The 15,046-nt window shown below is 63.7% G+C and carries 10 protein-coding genes; 3 read left to right on the top strand and 7 right to left on the bottom strand.

Annotation, left to right across the window (positions count from 1 at the left end):
- Positions 1-6: 6 nt before the first annotated feature.
- Positions 7-906, bottom strand: coding sequence for an ATP-binding protein (locus EHV23_RS08265; RefSeq protein ID WP_125095660.1), 900 nt, complete (start codon positions 904-906; stop codon positions 7-9).
- A complete protein-coding gene (gene argJ, locus EHV23_RS08270; protein WP_125095661.1) occupies positions 887-2,134 on the bottom strand; it encodes a bifunctional glutamate N-acetyltransferase/amino-acid acetyltransferase ArgJ in 1,248 nt (415 codons plus the stop codon). The genes EHV23_RS08265 and argJ overlap by 20 nt, the downstream gene beginning before the upstream one ends.
- Before the next feature lie 1,940 nt (positions 2,135-4,074).
- Between argJ and EHV23_RS08275 the strand changes: the two genes are divergently transcribed.
- Both EHV23_RS08275 and EHV23_RS08280 read left to right on the top strand, forming a co-directional pair.
- On the top strand, positions 4,075-4,314 hold the full coding sequence (locus tag EHV23_RS08275) for a hypothetical protein (protein WP_125095662.1): 240 nt from the start codon (positions 4,075-4,077) through the stop codon (positions 4,312-4,314).
- 178 nt (positions 4,315-4,492) lie between these two features.
- Positions 4,493-4,687 carry a hypothetical protein gene (locus tag EHV23_RS08280; RefSeq protein ID WP_203228952.1) on the top strand — a complete coding sequence of 65 codons (195 nt, stop codon included), beginning with the start codon at positions 4,493-4,495 and terminating at the stop codon, positions 4,685-4,687.
- 163 nt (positions 4,688-4,850) lie between these two features.
- On the opposite strand, the gene secA is transcribed toward EHV23_RS08280, so the two are convergent.
- Positions 4,851-7,661, bottom strand: coding sequence for a preprotein translocase subunit SecA (secA, locus tag EHV23_RS08285; RefSeq protein ID WP_125095664.1), 2,811 nt, complete (start codon positions 7,659-7,661; stop codon positions 4,851-4,853).
- A gap of 351 nt (positions 7,662-8,012) precedes the next feature.
- Here secA and EHV23_RS08290 point away from each other — a divergent pair, with 351 nt between their 5' ends.
- On the top strand, positions 8,013-8,666 hold the full coding sequence (locus EHV23_RS08290) for a DciA family protein (protein WP_125095665.1): 654 nt from the start codon (positions 8,013-8,015) through the stop codon (positions 8,664-8,666).
- Between the two features lie 140 nt (positions 8,667-8,806).
- On the opposite strand, the gene EHV23_RS08295 is transcribed toward EHV23_RS08290, so the two are convergent.
- The 4 genes from EHV23_RS08295 to ftsA all read right to left on the bottom strand — a co-directional run bounded on the left by EHV23_RS08295 (position 8,807) and on the right by ftsA (position 15,038).
- On the bottom strand, positions 8,807-10,885 hold the full coding sequence (locus EHV23_RS08295; RefSeq protein WP_125095666.1) for a hypothetical protein: 2,079 nt from the start codon (positions 10,883-10,885) through the stop codon (positions 8,807-8,809).
- A gap of 458 nt (positions 10,886-11,343) precedes the next feature.
- Positions 11,344-12,264, bottom strand: a complete 921-nt coding sequence (lpxC, locus tag EHV23_RS08300; protein ID WP_125095667.1) for a UDP-3-O-acyl-N-acetylglucosamine deacetylase — start codon at positions 12,262-12,264, stop codon at positions 11,344-11,346.
- Between the two features lie 241 nt (positions 12,265-12,505).
- Complete coding sequence (gene ftsZ / locus EHV23_RS08305) at positions 12,506-13,666, bottom strand: cell division protein FtsZ (protein WP_125095668.1); 1,161 nt, start codon at positions 13,664-13,666, stop codon at positions 12,506-12,508.
- Between the two features lie 139 nt (positions 13,667-13,805).
- Positions 13,806-15,038 carry a cell division protein FtsA gene (gene ftsA, locus EHV23_RS08310; protein WP_125095669.1) on the bottom strand — a complete coding sequence of 411 codons (1,233 nt, stop codon included), beginning with the start codon at positions 15,036-15,038 and terminating at the stop codon, positions 13,806-13,808.
- Between the last annotated feature and the right edge of the window lie 8 nt (positions 15,039-15,046).

Below are 15,046 nucleotides of genomic sequence, written 5' to 3' on the forward strand. Positions count from 1 at the left end.
ACGGGATCAGGACAAGCCCACCCGCCCCGCCCAGTCCCGCGCAAACTGCCAGGCTACCCGGCCGGAGCGGGAACCGCGCTCCAGCGCCCAGCGCAGGGCATCGGCGCGGGCCAACCCAATGGCCGCCTCGTCGGCACCGAAATGCCGCAGCCAGTGGGCCACGACGGCCAGATAATCGTCCTGCCGGAAGGGGTAGAAGGCAATCCACAGGCCGAAGCGCTCGGAGAGTGACACCTTTTCCTCGGAGGTTTCGCCGGGGTGAATCTCGCCGTCGTCCTGATGGCTGGCCTGCAGGTTTTCCGACAGCATCTCGGGCATCAGATGCCGGCGGTTGGAGGTGGCGTAGATCAGCACGTTGTCGGCCTGGCCGGCCAGCGAGCCGTCCAGCACTGTCTTCAGGGCCTTGTAGGCGCCCTCGCCCTGCTCGAACGACAGGTCGTCACAGTAGATGATGAAACGCTCGGGGCGGTGCTGGATGCACTCGACGATCTCGGGCAGGTCGGTGAGCTGGGCCTTGTCCACCTCGATCAGGCGCAGCCCCTCGTCGCGAAAGGTGGGCAGGCACGCCTTGACCAGCGACGATTTGCCCGTGCCGCGCGCGCCGGTGAGCAGCACGTTGTTGGCCGGCAGGCCGCGGACGAACTGGCGGGTATTGGCCTCCACCAGCCGTTTCTGCTCGTCGACGTTCTGCAGGTCTTCCAGCCGCAGGGTGGCCGGGCGATGGATGGCGTGCAGCTCGCCCACGCTGCCGAACGGGGTCTGGCGACGCTGCCAGCGAAAGGCGCTGGCCGTCCAGTCCGGCTCGCGGGCCACCAGCAGCGACTGGTTCAGCTGGGCCAGCAGGGGTTCGACGGCATCGAGCAGACGGCCGAGGCGCACGCGGGTATCAGGATCGGTAATCGGCATTGATGCTCACATAATCGTGCGACAGGTCGCAGGTCCAGACGGTGGTGGCCACGGCGCCGCGGTTCAGCACCACGCGCACGGTAAATTCGGCCTGGGCCAGCACGCGGCTGCCGTCTTCCTCGCGATAGGCGGGATCACGCCCGCCCTGGCTGGCCACGCGCACGTCATCGAGCCAGACCTCCAGGTTCTGCACATCCAGATCATCGATGCCGGCATAGCCGATGGCTGCCAGAATGCGCCCGAGGTTGGGATCGGAGGCGAAGAAGGCCGTCTTGACCAGTGGCGAATGGGCAATGGCATAGGCCACAGCAGAGGCTTCGGCCTCAGTACCTGCCCCTTCGACGCGAATGGTAACGAACTTGGTGGCACCTTCGCCATCGCGCACGATGGCCTGCGCCAGCTGAATTGCCGTGTCGGTCAGAGCCTGCAGCACATCGGCGGCGCCGGGATCGGTATCGCTGGCAATCTTCACAGGGGGCTGGCCCGTGCCGCTATCCTGACCCGTACTCACCAGCAGGAAAGTGTCGTTGGTGGAGGTGTCGCCATCCACCGTGATGCGGTTGAAGCTGGCATCGGCCACGCGCTTGACCCACTGCTGCAGCAGCGCCGGCACAATGGCGGCGTCGGTGGCGATCATGCCAAGCATGGTGGCCATGTTGGGGCGGATCATGCCGGCGCCCTTGGAGAAGCCCGTCATGGTGACGGTACCGCCCGGCACCTCGATGCGACGGGACACGGCCTTGGGCAGCGTGTCGGTGGTCATGATGGCCTCGGCGGCTTCCAGCCAGCGGTCCGGCGCAAGATTCGATACGGCCTCGGGAACGGCCGCGATGATGCGTTCGACGGGCAGATGCTCCAGAATGACGCCGGTGGACATGGGCAGCACGGCGGGAATCGGCACCCCGAGGGCAATGGCCACGGCATCGCAGACCTGGCGGGCGTTTTCCACCCCCTCGGCACCGGTGCCGGCATTGGCCACGCCGGTGTTGATCACCAGTGCCCGCAGTTCCCCCCCACTGGTCTGGAGATGCTCGCGCGACAGCGTCACGGGCGCGGCGCAGAAACGGTTGCAGGTAAAGACGGCCGCCGCCCGCGTTCCCTCGCTGAAGCGGACCACCAGCAGGTCACGTCGGCCGGGCTTGCGGATACCGGCGCGGGCGGTACCCAGTTCCACGCCGGCTACCGGCAGCAGGCGGGCGGCGTCGGGGGCGGAGAGATTGACGGGCATGGGGCTTCCTCGGTGATTGCGCTGGGCGTTCGCCTGGCGATGTTGGGCAAGGGTATCACGCGGTTACACCGTGCTGCACCGGTTCTGAGCGAAGCCCTCCTGACGAAGCCATGACGGAGATCCCAATGACCGCATCAGGAGCCTTGTTGTACTTGGCTCTTGAGATCGCCATGTTGCATTTGCCACTTGAGTCTGAGAACATGGTCCTCTGTGAGAGGGGGTTCACTATCGCCCGGGGGCTATGCTGCGTTCAAGATGTAGATAACTGGCCGTTTACCGAAGACTTAAGCCGGAACATCATGAAAAGACATAACCACATGAGCATCACACTGGTTGCCATTGGGTTTGAGCCTTCTGTGACCAGAAAATAAAACGTCCTTCCAGAAAAAAACAGCGCAAGTATGGTGAATACCCATAGCGCAACAGATTTCGGACTGGAACGTGGCCCCAGTTCTTGTTGGATGTGTGGCATGGTTGTACTCCGGCGGACCATAAACGAATTCTGTCCTTCCCTCGTCAGTCTGTGTGATCTCTCTACTCACGATTTCTGACGGGGTACTCCTTGTCAATCGCAAGCACACGCTGAAAGCGGTGTGCTTGCGAAGAATGAATGTGACCTCAATTGTCGTCGTGATACATATCGTACAGTCCGACGCCAAGGCCAATTGCAGCACCAACGCCTGCGCCTACAAGGCCAAACCTAGCCCCCTGAAGCGCGCCCGCTCCTGTTGCTTCTGCCACCGCAAGGCCTGTGGCGTACCCCGCTCCCCCCCCCAGTAATTGTGGAATTCATGGTATCAATTTGTGGGCCAGCCCCTCCAATTAACATCGTTTCTTTGTGTGTCAATTCTCTCATAACGATCCTCTTTTATATGGTTTACGACTTCCTCTGGTCGAAAATTTGGTTTCTGATTTTAAGGCGAATGGAATGACTTTAATTTTACAATGAACCCTCCTATGTTTTTTTGGTCGCTAGATTCCATGTTGCTATTATCTATGATGATCAATCCCTTCTTGAAGGTGAAGCCTAACACGGCTCTTTTGGAGTATCAATTGGCTAGCCAGCCTGTCAGATTGCTATTTTGTTTCGATGATTGCACAACGCTGCGTGCAGATTTACCATGCAATAAACAGATTGAAAAAGTAAATTTCTAATTCGTCGGCCCTGCAGAATCCTGAATCAGCAACAAGTAGGCAGCGCGGCCGGCCCCGGCCGCCTGATCGCTACTGACAACAGCAATCCCTGCAGCAGCGCACAAAGCGCAAAAAACCGCCCCAGCCCCAGACGGGCCACCGCCCGCAGCAGCCAGCGCAGGTTGTAGTGAGGTAGCCTGACTTCCGTAGACACCCACATGAGGGAGAATGGCCATGGAGGGTCGGTGTCGAGTCACCCGAGGGAACCTCCCCCTCGGGTGACTCGACAGGGCAGCCCCAGGGGCAGCGCATCCTGCGTGATGGCCAGACCCCTGACGAAGTCATGACGAAGGTTCTTGATGACTACGCCAGGAACATTGTTGCGCTTGACTCTTGAGATCGCCGTGCCCCTAGTCGTGGGAGATCACAAGAGGAATGAGACCCGACATACGCCGCAACAGAACAGCGTCATGGCAATATTTTGTTTCATTGTTTATCTCAGGAAAACATAAAACTTTCTGGACAAAGACCATTTTTATGCCGACGGATGTGTCAGCACCTACCGCACCAAACCGGTTACCCATCCCTTTTTTTTGCATTCATTGGTGAAAAGGCGACAGAACCCATCACCACTTTGCACAGGAACCCCGCGAAACATGGCAGGGGAGGGTGAGATCAGGCAACGAATTCGAACGTAAGATTCCTTCACACGTTCAGGCGGTTTCTATCCTTTCGATGAAGTCATAAATCACAACGACTCACACTGACTGGAAGCCCATTTCAGGTAAAGGGCAGCAGCCTGGCACGTGAACAACGCAATTTTCAAGGAGGTGATCATGCGTGAACTGACTCAAAACGAACTGAACGTCATTGCTGGTGGCGACCGTGGTACTTACACAGCATGGGGCTCAGCTATTGGAGGATTTGTTGGAACCGCCGTCGGCACAGGGGGAACCCCATTGGCATCGGCAGCACTTTCTGGGCTGGGAAGTCTGGCAGGTTACTACGCTGGCAACATAATCGCGGATATTGCTGGCGAGGAATAATCAGAATCAGGAGCCATGATTATCGCCCCTCAATCTTGGTATAAATTAACCAGCAAAACATGGGAGGGCAAACCATGGCACATTCATCGAATCCGGATGTTAGGATACTTCTGCACGCTTTGATTAACCGACTTCAGTCACGAATCAGGTGCACAACACAATTTTCAAGGAGCTAAAAATGCGAGAACTGAATCAGCAGGAAATCAACGCCGTCGAAGGCGCGGGCATTATTACCGATGTAGCGACGGGTATCGGCGCAGCCATTGGAGCTGCTGCCAGCCTCCCTGTGGGAGGGGTTACCACAGTAGTGTCAACCGCGGCTGGCGCCTACGCGGGCCATGAAATCGGCCGCTTTATCGAGGGTGAGGGTTGACGCCCCCCAAAGCGCAATCTGGTGCGCTCCATGGCTGAATCAGCCATCAGCGCCTGAGGATAAAAACGCCCGCCAGACTGAAAGGTCATGGCGGGCGTTTTTTCATGCGCAAAATCGCATGATTTCCGGCGGCCGACGCGATACCGCGTCGGCCAGGTCCGGATCAGGCCAGCTTCCCGTGGCAATGCTTGTACTTCTTGCCGGAACCGCACGGACAGGGATCGTTGCGGCCCACATGGTGGCCGTTGACGACGGGGCGCTGGGCCTGCGGGGCCGAGGCGATTTGCTGGGCACGCAGGGCCACGGCTTCCGGGTCTTCGTCCGGGTTCAGGCCGGGCGCGGCTTCGGCGTGCATCAGGCGGGCGCCACCGGCGGTGCGCTCGGCACGGTCCTCGACCTGTTCGGCCACCTGTTCGGCCTCGGTGGCCGACTGGATCTGCACGTTCATCAGCACACGGCTGACTTCGGTGCGGATGACCTGCAGCAGGTTCTCGAACAGCTCGAAGGCTTCGCGCTTGTACTCCTGCTTGGGGTTTTTCTGCGCATAGCCGCGCAGGTGGATGCCCTGACGCAGGTGATCCAGCGCCGACAGGTGCTCGCGCCAGTGCTGGTCGATGGACTGCAGCATGATCGAGCGCTCGAAGTTGCCAAACGCCCCGGTGCCGACGCGGTCGACCTTTTCCTGATAGCGCTTGTCGGCCTCGGCGGTGATGCGGGCGAGCATTTCCTCGTCGCCCAGATCTTCATTTTCCTTCAGCCACTGCGACACGGGCACGGGCAGCTGCCATTCGTTGTGCAGCTCGTTCTCGAGGCCGGCGATGTCCCACTGTTCTTCCACGGTGCCTTCGGGCACGTGGCGGCGGAACACTTCTTCCAGCGCGCCCTGGCGCAGGCCGGTGATGACCTCGGCCACTTCTTCCGCGTCGAGCAGCTCGTTGCGGTGGGCGTAGATGACCTTGCGCTGTTCGTTGGACACGTCGTCGTAGTCGAGCAGCTGCTTGCGGATGTCGAAGTTGCGGGCCTCGACCTTGCGCTGGGCCGATTCGATGGCGCGCGACACGAGGCCCGATTCGATGGCCTCGCCCTCGGGCAGGCGCAGCCGGTCCATGATGGCCTTGAGACGGTCACCAGCGAAGATCTTGAGCAGCGGGTCTTCCATCGACAGGTAGAAGCGTGACGAACCCTTGTCGCCCTGACGGCCGGCACGGCCACGCAGCTGGTTGTCGATACGGCGGGATTCGTGCCGCTCGGTGCCGATGATGTGCAGGCCGCCCTTCTCCAGTACCTCTTCGTGGACCTTCTGCCATTCTTCCTGGAAGCGGGCGATCTCGGCCTTTTTGGCGGCGGGGTCCAGATCGTCCCGCGCCTCGATGGCAGCGATGACGGCCGAGCGGCTGCCGCCCAGCTCGATGTCGGTACCACGGCCGGCCATGTTGGTGGCAATGGTGATCTGGTGCGGCCGGCCGGCCTGGGCAACGATCTCGGCCTCGCGGTCGTGCTGCTTGGCGTTGAGCACGTTGTGCGGGAGCTTGGCCTTCTTGAGCAGACCGGACACCAGCTCGGAGTTCTCGATGGAGGTGGTGCCCACCAGCACCGGCTGGCCGCGCTCGTGGCAGTCGCGGATGTCGGCCAGGATGGCGTCGTATTTTTCCTTGGCGGTACGGTAGACGAGATCCTGCATGTCGTTGCGCACCATCGGGCGGTGCGTGGGCACCACCACGGTTTCCAGGTTGTAGATTTCCTGGAACTCGTAGGCTTCGGTGTCGGCCGTACCGGTCATGCCGGCCAGCTTCTCGTACATGCGGAAGTAGTTCTGGAAGGTGATGGAGGCGAGCGTCTGGTTCTCGGCCTGGATCTTCACGCCTTCCTTGGCTTCGACAGCCTGGTGCAGGCCATCGGACCAGCGGCGGCCGGCCATCAGGCGGCCGGTGAACTCGTCGACGATGACCACTTCGCCGTTCTGCACCACGTACTGCTGGTCGCGCTGGAACAGCGTGTGCGCCCGCAGCGCCACCATCAGGTGATGCACCAGCGAGATGTTGGCGGCGTCGTACAGGCTGGCGCCCTCGGGCAGCATGCCCAGCTGGGCGAGGATCTGCTCGGCGTGCTCGTGACCGGCCTCGGACAGGTAGGCCTGGTGCGCCTTGTGGTCCACCCAGTAGTCCCCCTCGGGGTCGGGCTCGCCCGGTTTGGGCTCCGACTCCATGGGGGTGAGCATGGGCGGCACGGCGTTCATGCGCACGTAGAGTTCGGCGTTTTCTTCGGCCGGGCCAGAGATGATCAGCGGCGTGCGGGCCTCGTCGATGAGGATGGAGTCCACCTCGTCGACGATGGCATAGAAGAGCTTGCGCTGCATGCGCGACTCGGGGTCGTAGACCATGTTGTCGCGCAGGTAGTCGAAGCCGTACTCGTTGTTGGTGCCGTAGGTGATGTCGGCCCGGTAGGCGGCCCGTTTTTCGTCCGGCGGCTGCTGGGCGACGATGACCCCCGTGGTCAGCCCCAGGAAGCCATAGAGGCGGCCCATCCAGGCGGCATCACGCGAGGCCAGATAGTCGTTGACCGTCACCACGTGCACGCCGCGGCCGGCCAGGGCATTGAGGTAGACGGCCAGCGTGGCGGTGAGGGTCTTGCCCTCGCCGGTACGCATTTCGGAGATCTTGCCGGCGTTGAGCACCATGGCGCCCAGCATCTGCACGTCGAAGTGGCGCATGCCCAGCACGCGCTTGGAGGCTTCGCGGCAGACGGCGAAGGCCTCGTTGAGGACGGCATCGAGTGCATCTTCCACCGGCTTGCCGGCGTCGACATCGGCCTTGATGCGGTCCTGGAATTCCCGGGTCTTGCCGCGCAGTTCGTCGTCGGACAGCGCCTCCATCTGAGGCTCCAGCGCATTGATGCGCGCCACCCGGCGGCGGTATTGTTTCAGGAGTCGCGAGTTGCGGCTGCCGAAGATGCTGGTCAGTAGTGTCTGGAACATGGGCAGGAGGGTTGGCAGGCGATAATGGCAGCCGGCAACATGCCGGGAGCACCATGCACCCGTTGACGGGCCGGGCGGGTTTGCGAACGGCCATGCCTCGAGGCACGATGCCGGACTGGCCGGCCGCCGGGAACCCGCCCGGGAAAGGCCCGGCAACTTCCCGCGCGACCCCCGGACACACCGGCCATGTCGCCGAAACTGACAGACCTTCCCCCTCGGAAAGCGTGATGCTTTCCTGGGCAAAGTGAATTGAAAATGGTATCACGCGACCCGGATTTCAACGGCCAACCCCCATCTGCCTCCGCCGGCAGCCGACCGGCGCGCACGCGCGGCCGGGCTGGCGGCAGGGACGTGGGACAGAAGCAACAGGACGACACCAGCGCCTTCAGGTTCCCGTCAGCCGGGCAGGAGGAAACCAGCGGCCGGCTTTCGTTGCACAGCGGACAGGGCCGCAGGCAGAAGGCAGATGGGGAGGGCGGGTACGCGACAGGTGGCAGCGGGCGTTTCCATGGTGAGGACGGCTTCCCTGGCGCTGCCTTTTCCTCCGCCCGCAACCGGCGCGAGCGCGACCGGGAGGGCCGGCCGATGCTGGATCACATGAAGGCGCGCACGCCGGAGCTATGGCAGACCTGGCAGCGGCTCGACCGGCTGGGGCAGGACCTGCGCACGCTGCTGCCCCGGGTGCAGCTGATTCCCATCAAGCTGGAGCAGCAGGTGCTGCTGGTGACGGCCCCCTCTTCCGCGCTGGCAGCGCGGCTGCGCCAGTACGAGCCCCGGCTGGTGGATGGCCTGCAGGCCCGGGGCTGGCTGGTCAACCGGGTGAAGTTCCGGCCGAACACGGTGGTCATGCCCGAGGCACCGCCTCCCCGCGAGAAGGAGGTGGTGCCGTCACGCGCCGTGGACGCGATGGCGGCGCTGGGGGCCTCGGCCGGCATCACCCCCGAGCTGCGCGCAGCCATCGAGCGGTTCGTGGCGCGGCAGCGGGGGTATCAGCGGGGCGGGTAGCAGCAGCGGACGGTCATGGATGCATGATCCGCATCCCGCTGCCTGCCACCCTGTCCGCTTGCGAGCCGCCCGGATGGTATTTCCGGTCGGCTGGTTTCAGGCCGGCTGCTTTTCTGACTTCAGGCTTCTGGCAGCAGGGATCACCGGGCAGCTGCTGCGCCGTCCGTGCCCGTGCCAGTCGCCGCACCGGCATCGGCCTGTACCGGCACGCCATCGGCGGGCACGGCCTCCCAGTAGCGCATGCCGGATTCATCCGGATAGTGCACGCGGGCGTCTTCCACGTACTGGTCCTGCAGTTGCAGCGGCTGACCGCGTTTCCAGCCCGAAGGAATGTGCCAGACCGAGCAGCTCGTGCGGTGCACCTGGGGTGTTTCCACCCGCCAGCAGAGGTCGGCCGTTCCCTCGGTCTTGCCCTGCACGACCATCAGGCGAACCCGGCGATCCTGGCCGTTCTCGTTGGCACGCCATTCCCGCAGCACGCCGAAACGGGCCAGTGCATCGTCATGCAGAACCATGCGCTTGCCAGCGTCCAGCGTCAGGTCGAAGTTCTGGACGACTTCACTGGCGTCCAGATGGCTCACCGTTGCCTGCACGGTCTTGCCCAGCACGACGGCATGGCTGCCCTGGAAATCATCGGCTTCCACCGGGGCCGTCACCCCGACGCGGACGAAGCGGCGATAGAAGTCCGCGGGGCTGCCGGGACTGTTGGCATCCCGGCTGAGGGACTGCGTGTAGTCACGGCAGGTATAGGGGCCCAGCGCCGGCGAGTAACCGTCAGCGCCCGAATCCTTGTGATCTTCGTACGAGGCGATATCGCACCGGCTCTCCTGGGAAATACGGGCAGGTTCGGGCGCATTGGGCACCCGGGTGCCCAGGGGGGCCGCGGCAACGGCATCCCGGTACTGGGGCAGGTTGACCTGTTTGCGGGCACGCGCGCTCAGCCCATCCAGCATGGCCGAGAGTGCGGCACCACTGATCCCCTCTTCACCCAGCGGTGCCGTAGCCTTTGCAGGTACGACATCGGCATCCTCCGCGTTACGGTCCGGGCCGCCGCTCTTCCAGTCCTGGTAATAGCGGTAGTAGTCGTAGGGGTTGCCGTCACTGTCGAAGCGCAGGCGCTCGCGCGTCTCCTGCAGTTTCTGGCCCCGATACGTGAGCGGCTGGCCCGGCTGCCAGTTCTGGGGCACTTCCCACTGGCCGCAATTCTCGCGCTCCACCTTCGCCACCTGGCAGGTGCCGCAATCGTTCCCCTCGGCCATGCCCCAGCCTCTCACGTACATGCACAGGTCGAACTGCCGGTCGTTCCTGCCACCGGCAGGGAACCGGAGCCACCACTCGACACTGACGGCATTCGGGTCGCTTTTGTCGCCCTCCCAGCTGATGAACTGCCCGTCCCTCTGGAACCGGGCATTGCGCCGGATGACGGTATCGCTGGCCGCCGTGGCCGTCTTGACCTGGGGCTCGCCGTAGGTACGGCCCTGGCCCATGACCTGGCGCTCGGCCTGCAGCTGTCGCCCCACCCGCAGCACCTCGGCGTCCTGTGCAGCCCCTGCCGGCAGCGTCGCCAGCGGATAACCGCTGGACAGCCCGAAGCGCACACGCAGGGCATCGAAGCTGTGCGGCACGCGGGTGGCATCGATCCACAGCCGACTGTCGAACGTGAACGGCCCCAGCGCATCGCCCGGATTGGCGGCCGCGGCCAGTTTTTCGCTGTACAGCACGGTGGGCTCGGTCGGTTTCTCGGCAAACCCGCCATCCTTCCATTGTTGCAGCGAGATCTGCTCTGCCGGCGCGGCCAGTGCACGGGTGGCACTGGCACCCTGCACCACGGCCGTGGCCAGGACATCACCACGGACGGCCCGGGCCGTGATGGGTTCTTCCATGGTGGCGGGCTGGCTGGTGTCGGCAGCTGCGGCCCGTGCCGTGCCGGCGGCACCTTCCGCAGCACCCACCGGCTGGCCGGCTGCACTCGCGCTCTGTTCACCAGCACGGGTAGCGGTGCTGCCGGCATTCTGGCTGCCGGTGCTGTCGTCCGTCCCGCTGGCAGGGCTGGCGGCCTTGCCAGCGTCCGAACCCTGAACGGCTTTGGTCTGGATGTCACCGGATGACGAAGCCGGCGGGGCACTGCCCTCGCTGCCGCCACCGCAGGCGCTCAGGCCAAGCACGAAGATGGCGCCGATGCACGCCACCAGGGGACGCTTCTGAAACAGGGAAATCATGACCATGCTCTCCACGGAAATGGCCCCTGCAGGAAGCAGGGGCAACCCTTTCAGTGTAGAGAGCCTGCCCGTCATCTGCCGGCACCGTGCACGGCCAAAGAAGGGCTCAGGCGTTATTTCCCGAAATCGTTAAGTTCACGGCCCATCAAAAATTACGGGCAGGCAGTGCATGGGCAGCACATGAATATTTGTTTTGATGACAGAATGTTTTTATTGTTCTTTTTTGAGCGATCATGTTACTGCACGACTCGTACGAAAAGGCGGCATTCCCCGGACCATGGACGGTATTTCACAGGCCATGGGCAGCATTTCGTGAATCGGGAACGGCATTTCGCAGACCGGAAGAAGTATTCCGTGCCCCCGGGCAGCCCGGCATTCCCCTGGTGTTTCACCCTGCCCGGCACGAAAGGGGTTCACGCTGCCGGGAGGGACATGCCGTTTCCAGCTTCGCGGAAATTTCAACCCCAGTCCAGCGAGAACAGCGGTGCGTTCCTGCGCTGGGTGAAGGTGGCGATCTCGTAGCTGTCGGGATTGTCCAGCACGGCACGCACCAGCAGGTTGTTCATGTGGTGGCCGGACTTGCGGGCGTGGTAGGCACCCAGGATGGGGTGGCCGATCAGGTACAGGTCGCCGATGGCATCCAGTGCCTTGTGCTTGGCAAACTCGTCGCGATAGCGCAGGCCGTCGGCGTTGAGCACGCGGTCGTCATCCACCACGATGGCGTTGTCGAGGCTGCCCCCCAGCGCCAGGCCGTGCTTGCGCAGCAGCTCGACCTCGCTGGCCATCACGAAGGTGCGGGCACGGGCGATTTCCTGGATGTAGGAAGTGTTGGCGAAGTCGATCTCGATGCGCTGGCCGGTGGCGTCGATGGCCGCCTGGCCGAAGGCGATCTCGAAGCTGAGCTTGAAGCCCTCGTAGGGGTCGAGCCGCACCCACTTGTCGCCGTCGTTGATCTGTACGGGGCGCTTGATGCGGATGAAGCGCTTGGGCGCGGCCTGCTCTTCCAGGCCGGCCGACTGCAGCAGATAGACGAAGGAACCCGCCGAGCCGTCGAGGATGGGCACCTCGCTGGCGGTGATGTCGATCTGCGCATTGTCGATGCCCAGCCCGGCCAGGGCGGACATCAGGTGTTCGATGGTGTGGACGGCCACTTCCAGGCCCGGGCCTTCGGTGTCGGCCGAGAGCGTGGTGTTGAGTCGCGTGTCGGTGATGCGGTGCGCCAGCGCGGGCAGATCCACCGGCGGATCGAGGTCCACGCGGCGAAAGACGATGCCCGAATCGGCCGGGCCCGGCTTGATGTTGAGGGAGACCCGCTGACCGGAATGCAGGCCGATGCCGATGGCCTGTACCGGCCCGCGCAGGGTTTTCTGTCTCAGCATCTTCGGGTTCTCCAGAAACAAAAAAGGCCGGCAATGATACCGGCATGGGGCGCCTCCGGCGTGCCGGGCAGGCCATCGGTAAAACCGCCGCTGCGGGAAGGGGCACCGGGTGAGGGCCCGGAGGTTCCCGGGGCTGTCTGTCGGCCGGAGGGCGCAGATGCGCGAAATCCGGAGGCAAACAGCCCTGTCATGCGGCACCGGACTGGCTGCGCCGGCCGCCGATCAGGGCCAGGACGGACGATCAGTCGGCCTGGCGACGCAGGAATGCCGGGATGTCGAGACGGTCGACGCCTTTCTGCGACATGGCGTTGACGCGCTCGGCCGCCTGGCTGCGCGGGTTGCGGAACACGTTGGGCTCGTCCAGGCCGCCGATGGCATCGACGGTGTCGAGTGCCAGGTCATCGGTACCGGTCTTGACGGCCGGCTGCGAAACCAGCTGGGGCTTGCGCACCAGTTTGCCGATGCCGGTGGCCACGACGGTGACACGCAGCGAGTCTTCCATGTCCTCTTCGTAGACGGTACCGTGGATGATGGTGGCGTCTTCGGCGCAGAACTGCTTGATGGTGTTGATGACCTCGTTGGTCTCGCGCAGCTTCAGGGAGCGGCTGGCGGTGATGTTGACGATCACGCCGCGGGCACCATGCAGGTCGACGCCATCGAGCAGCGGGGAGGACACGGCCTGTTCGGCTGCCAGACGGGCACGATCCAGCCCCGAAGCCTCGCCGATACCCATCATCGCCTTGCCCTGCTCACCCATGATGGTCTTCACGTCGGCAAAGTCGACGTTCACCAGGCCGGGCACGTTGATGATCTCGGCAATGCCGGCCACCGCGTTGTGCAGCACGTCGTCGGCACGCTTGAAGGCGTCTTCCAGGGTGGCGTCCTCGTCCATCACCTCGAAGAGCTTTTCGTTGAGCACGACGATCAGCGAATCCACCTGACCGATCAGGTTCTCGATGCCCTCGTCGGCCACGCGCTGCTTGCGGCTGCCTTCGTAGTTGAAGGGCTTGGTGACCACGCCAACGGTCAGGATGCCCAGTTCCTTGGCAATTTCGGCCACCACGGGCGAGGCGCCCGTTCCGGTGCCCTTGCCCATGCCGGCGGTGATGAACACCATGTTGGCGCCTTCCAGGGCGGCACGGATGTTGCCGCGCTCGGCCTGGGCAGCGGCCCGGCCGGCTTCGGGGTTGGCCCCGGCGCCCAGACCGGCATCACCCAGCTGGATGGTGCGGCTGGCCAGCGAGCGGGCCAGTGCCTGGCGGTCGGTGTTGACGGCGATGAACTCGACGCCCTGCACACCGCGGTTGACCATGTGGTTGACGGCGTTACCACCACCGCCCCCGACGCCCACCACCTTGATGACGGCGCCGTCGACATCTGTTTCCAACATTTTGAATGTCATAGCTGAAAAACCTCCTGTTTTGAATGAACAGTCGTCAGGCGCGCCGCAACGGCACGTGCCTCCGGACTGGCGGGAGCGGCAACGGGCAAGGAAGCCCCTCCCTTTCGGCGATCATTCGGGACCAAAGCGCGATTTTGGCTCAAAAGCTCCCGAAAAACCATTCTTTCATGCGGCGTATCGTGTCCCGGAAGGAACCCGACTGTTCCGCAACCTTTCGCCCCCGCAGACGCTGCTGGCGTGCTTCTTCCAGCAGACCCATCGCGGTGGCATAACGGGGGGTGCGCACCACATCCGACAGACTGCCGCTGTAGGAAGGTGCGCCGACACGGACCGGCTTGAGGAAGATGTCCTCGGCCAGCTCGGCCATGCCCGGCAGCAGGCTGGAGCCGCCGGTGAGCACGATACCGGACGAGAGCGCATCCTCGTAGCCGGATTCGCGGATGGTCTGCTGCACCAGCTGGAACAGCTCTTCCACCCGCGGTTCGATGACGGAGGCCAGGCCCTGCTTGGACAGCGAACGCGGCCCGCGGTCGCCGATGCCCGGCACCTCGATTTTCTCGCCCGGATTGGCCAGCGTGGGCTTGGCCAGGCCATGGCGCAGCTTGATGTCCTCGGCGTCGGCCGTGGGGGTGCGCAGCGCCATGGCGATGTCGCTGGTGATCTGGTCACCGGCCACCGGAATGACGGCCGAATGGCGGATGGAACCGCCGACGAACACCGCCACGTCGGTGGTGCCGCCGCCGATGTCGACCAGCGCAACGCCCAGTTCCTTTTCATCCACGGTCAGCACGGCGTTGGCCGAAGCCAGCGGCTGCAGGATCAGGTCCTGCACGGCCAGCCCGCAGCGGCGCACGCACTTGATGATGTTCTGCACGGCCGAGACGGCGCCGGTGACCACGTGCACCTTCACGTCCAGCCGCACGCCGCTCATGCCCACGGGCTCGCGGATGTCTTCCTGGCCGTCGATGATGAATTCCTGCGGCAGCACGTGCAGGATCTGCTGGTCGGTGGGGATGGCCACGGCCTTGGCGGTTTCGATCACGCGGGCCACGTCGGCCTCGGTGACTTCCTTGTCCTTGATGGCCACCATGCCGATGGAGTTGAAGCTGCGGATGTGGCTGCCGGCGATGCCGGTGACGACCTGCTGCACCTTCTGGCCGGACGTGATCTCAGCCTCTTCGAGCGCCGCCTGGATGGAGGCCACCGTCTTCTCGATGTCGACGACGACGCCCTTCTTCAGGCCGTTGGACTCGTACTGGCCGGTGCCGATCACCTCGATCTCGCCGTCGGCATGCAGCTCGGCCACGATCGCCACCACTTTCGAGGTGCCGATGTCCAGGCCAACCAGCAGATCCTTGTTATCACGTGTCATGGTCTGTA

The sequence above is a fragment of the Lautropia dentalis genome (assembly GCF_003892345.1).
In the GTDB taxonomy this organism is placed as follows: domain Bacteria; phylum Pseudomonadota; class Gammaproteobacteria; order Burkholderiales; family Burkholderiaceae_E; genus Lautropia; species Lautropia dentalis.

What these genes read in the sequence shown, in the direction of transcription:
- EHV23_RS08265 (WP_125095660.1), bottom strand. Translation starts at nt 906, where the DNA reads ATGCCGATTACCGATCCTGATACCCGCGTGCGCCTCGGCCGTCTGCTC.
- argJ (WP_125095661.1), bottom strand. Translation starts at nt 2,134, where the DNA reads ATGCCCGTCAATCTCTCCGCCCCCGACGCCGCCCGCCTGCTGCCGGTA.
- EHV23_RS08280 (WP_203228952.1), top strand. Translation starts at nt 4,493, where the DNA reads ATGCGAGAACTGAATCAGCAGGAAATCAACGCCGTCGAAGGCGCGGGC.
- secA (WP_125095664.1), bottom strand. Translation starts at nt 7,661, where the DNA reads ATGTTCCAGACACTACTGACCAGCATCTTCGGCAGCCGCAACTCGCGA.
- EHV23_RS08295 (WP_125095666.1), bottom strand. Translation starts at nt 10,885, where the DNA reads ATGATTTCCCTGTTTCAGAAGCGTCCCCTGGTGGCGTGCATCGGCGCC.
- lpxC (WP_125095667.1), bottom strand. Translation starts at nt 12,264, where the DNA reads ATGCTGAGACAGAAAACCCTGCGCGGGCCGGTACAGGCCATCGGCATC.
- ftsZ (WP_125095668.1), bottom strand. Translation starts at nt 13,666, where the DNA reads ATGACATTCAAAATGTTGGAAACAGATGTCGACGGCGCCGTCATCAAG.
- ftsA (WP_125095669.1), bottom strand. Translation starts at nt 15,038, where the DNA reads ATGACACGTGATAACAAGGATCTGCTGGTTGGCCTGGACATCGGCACC.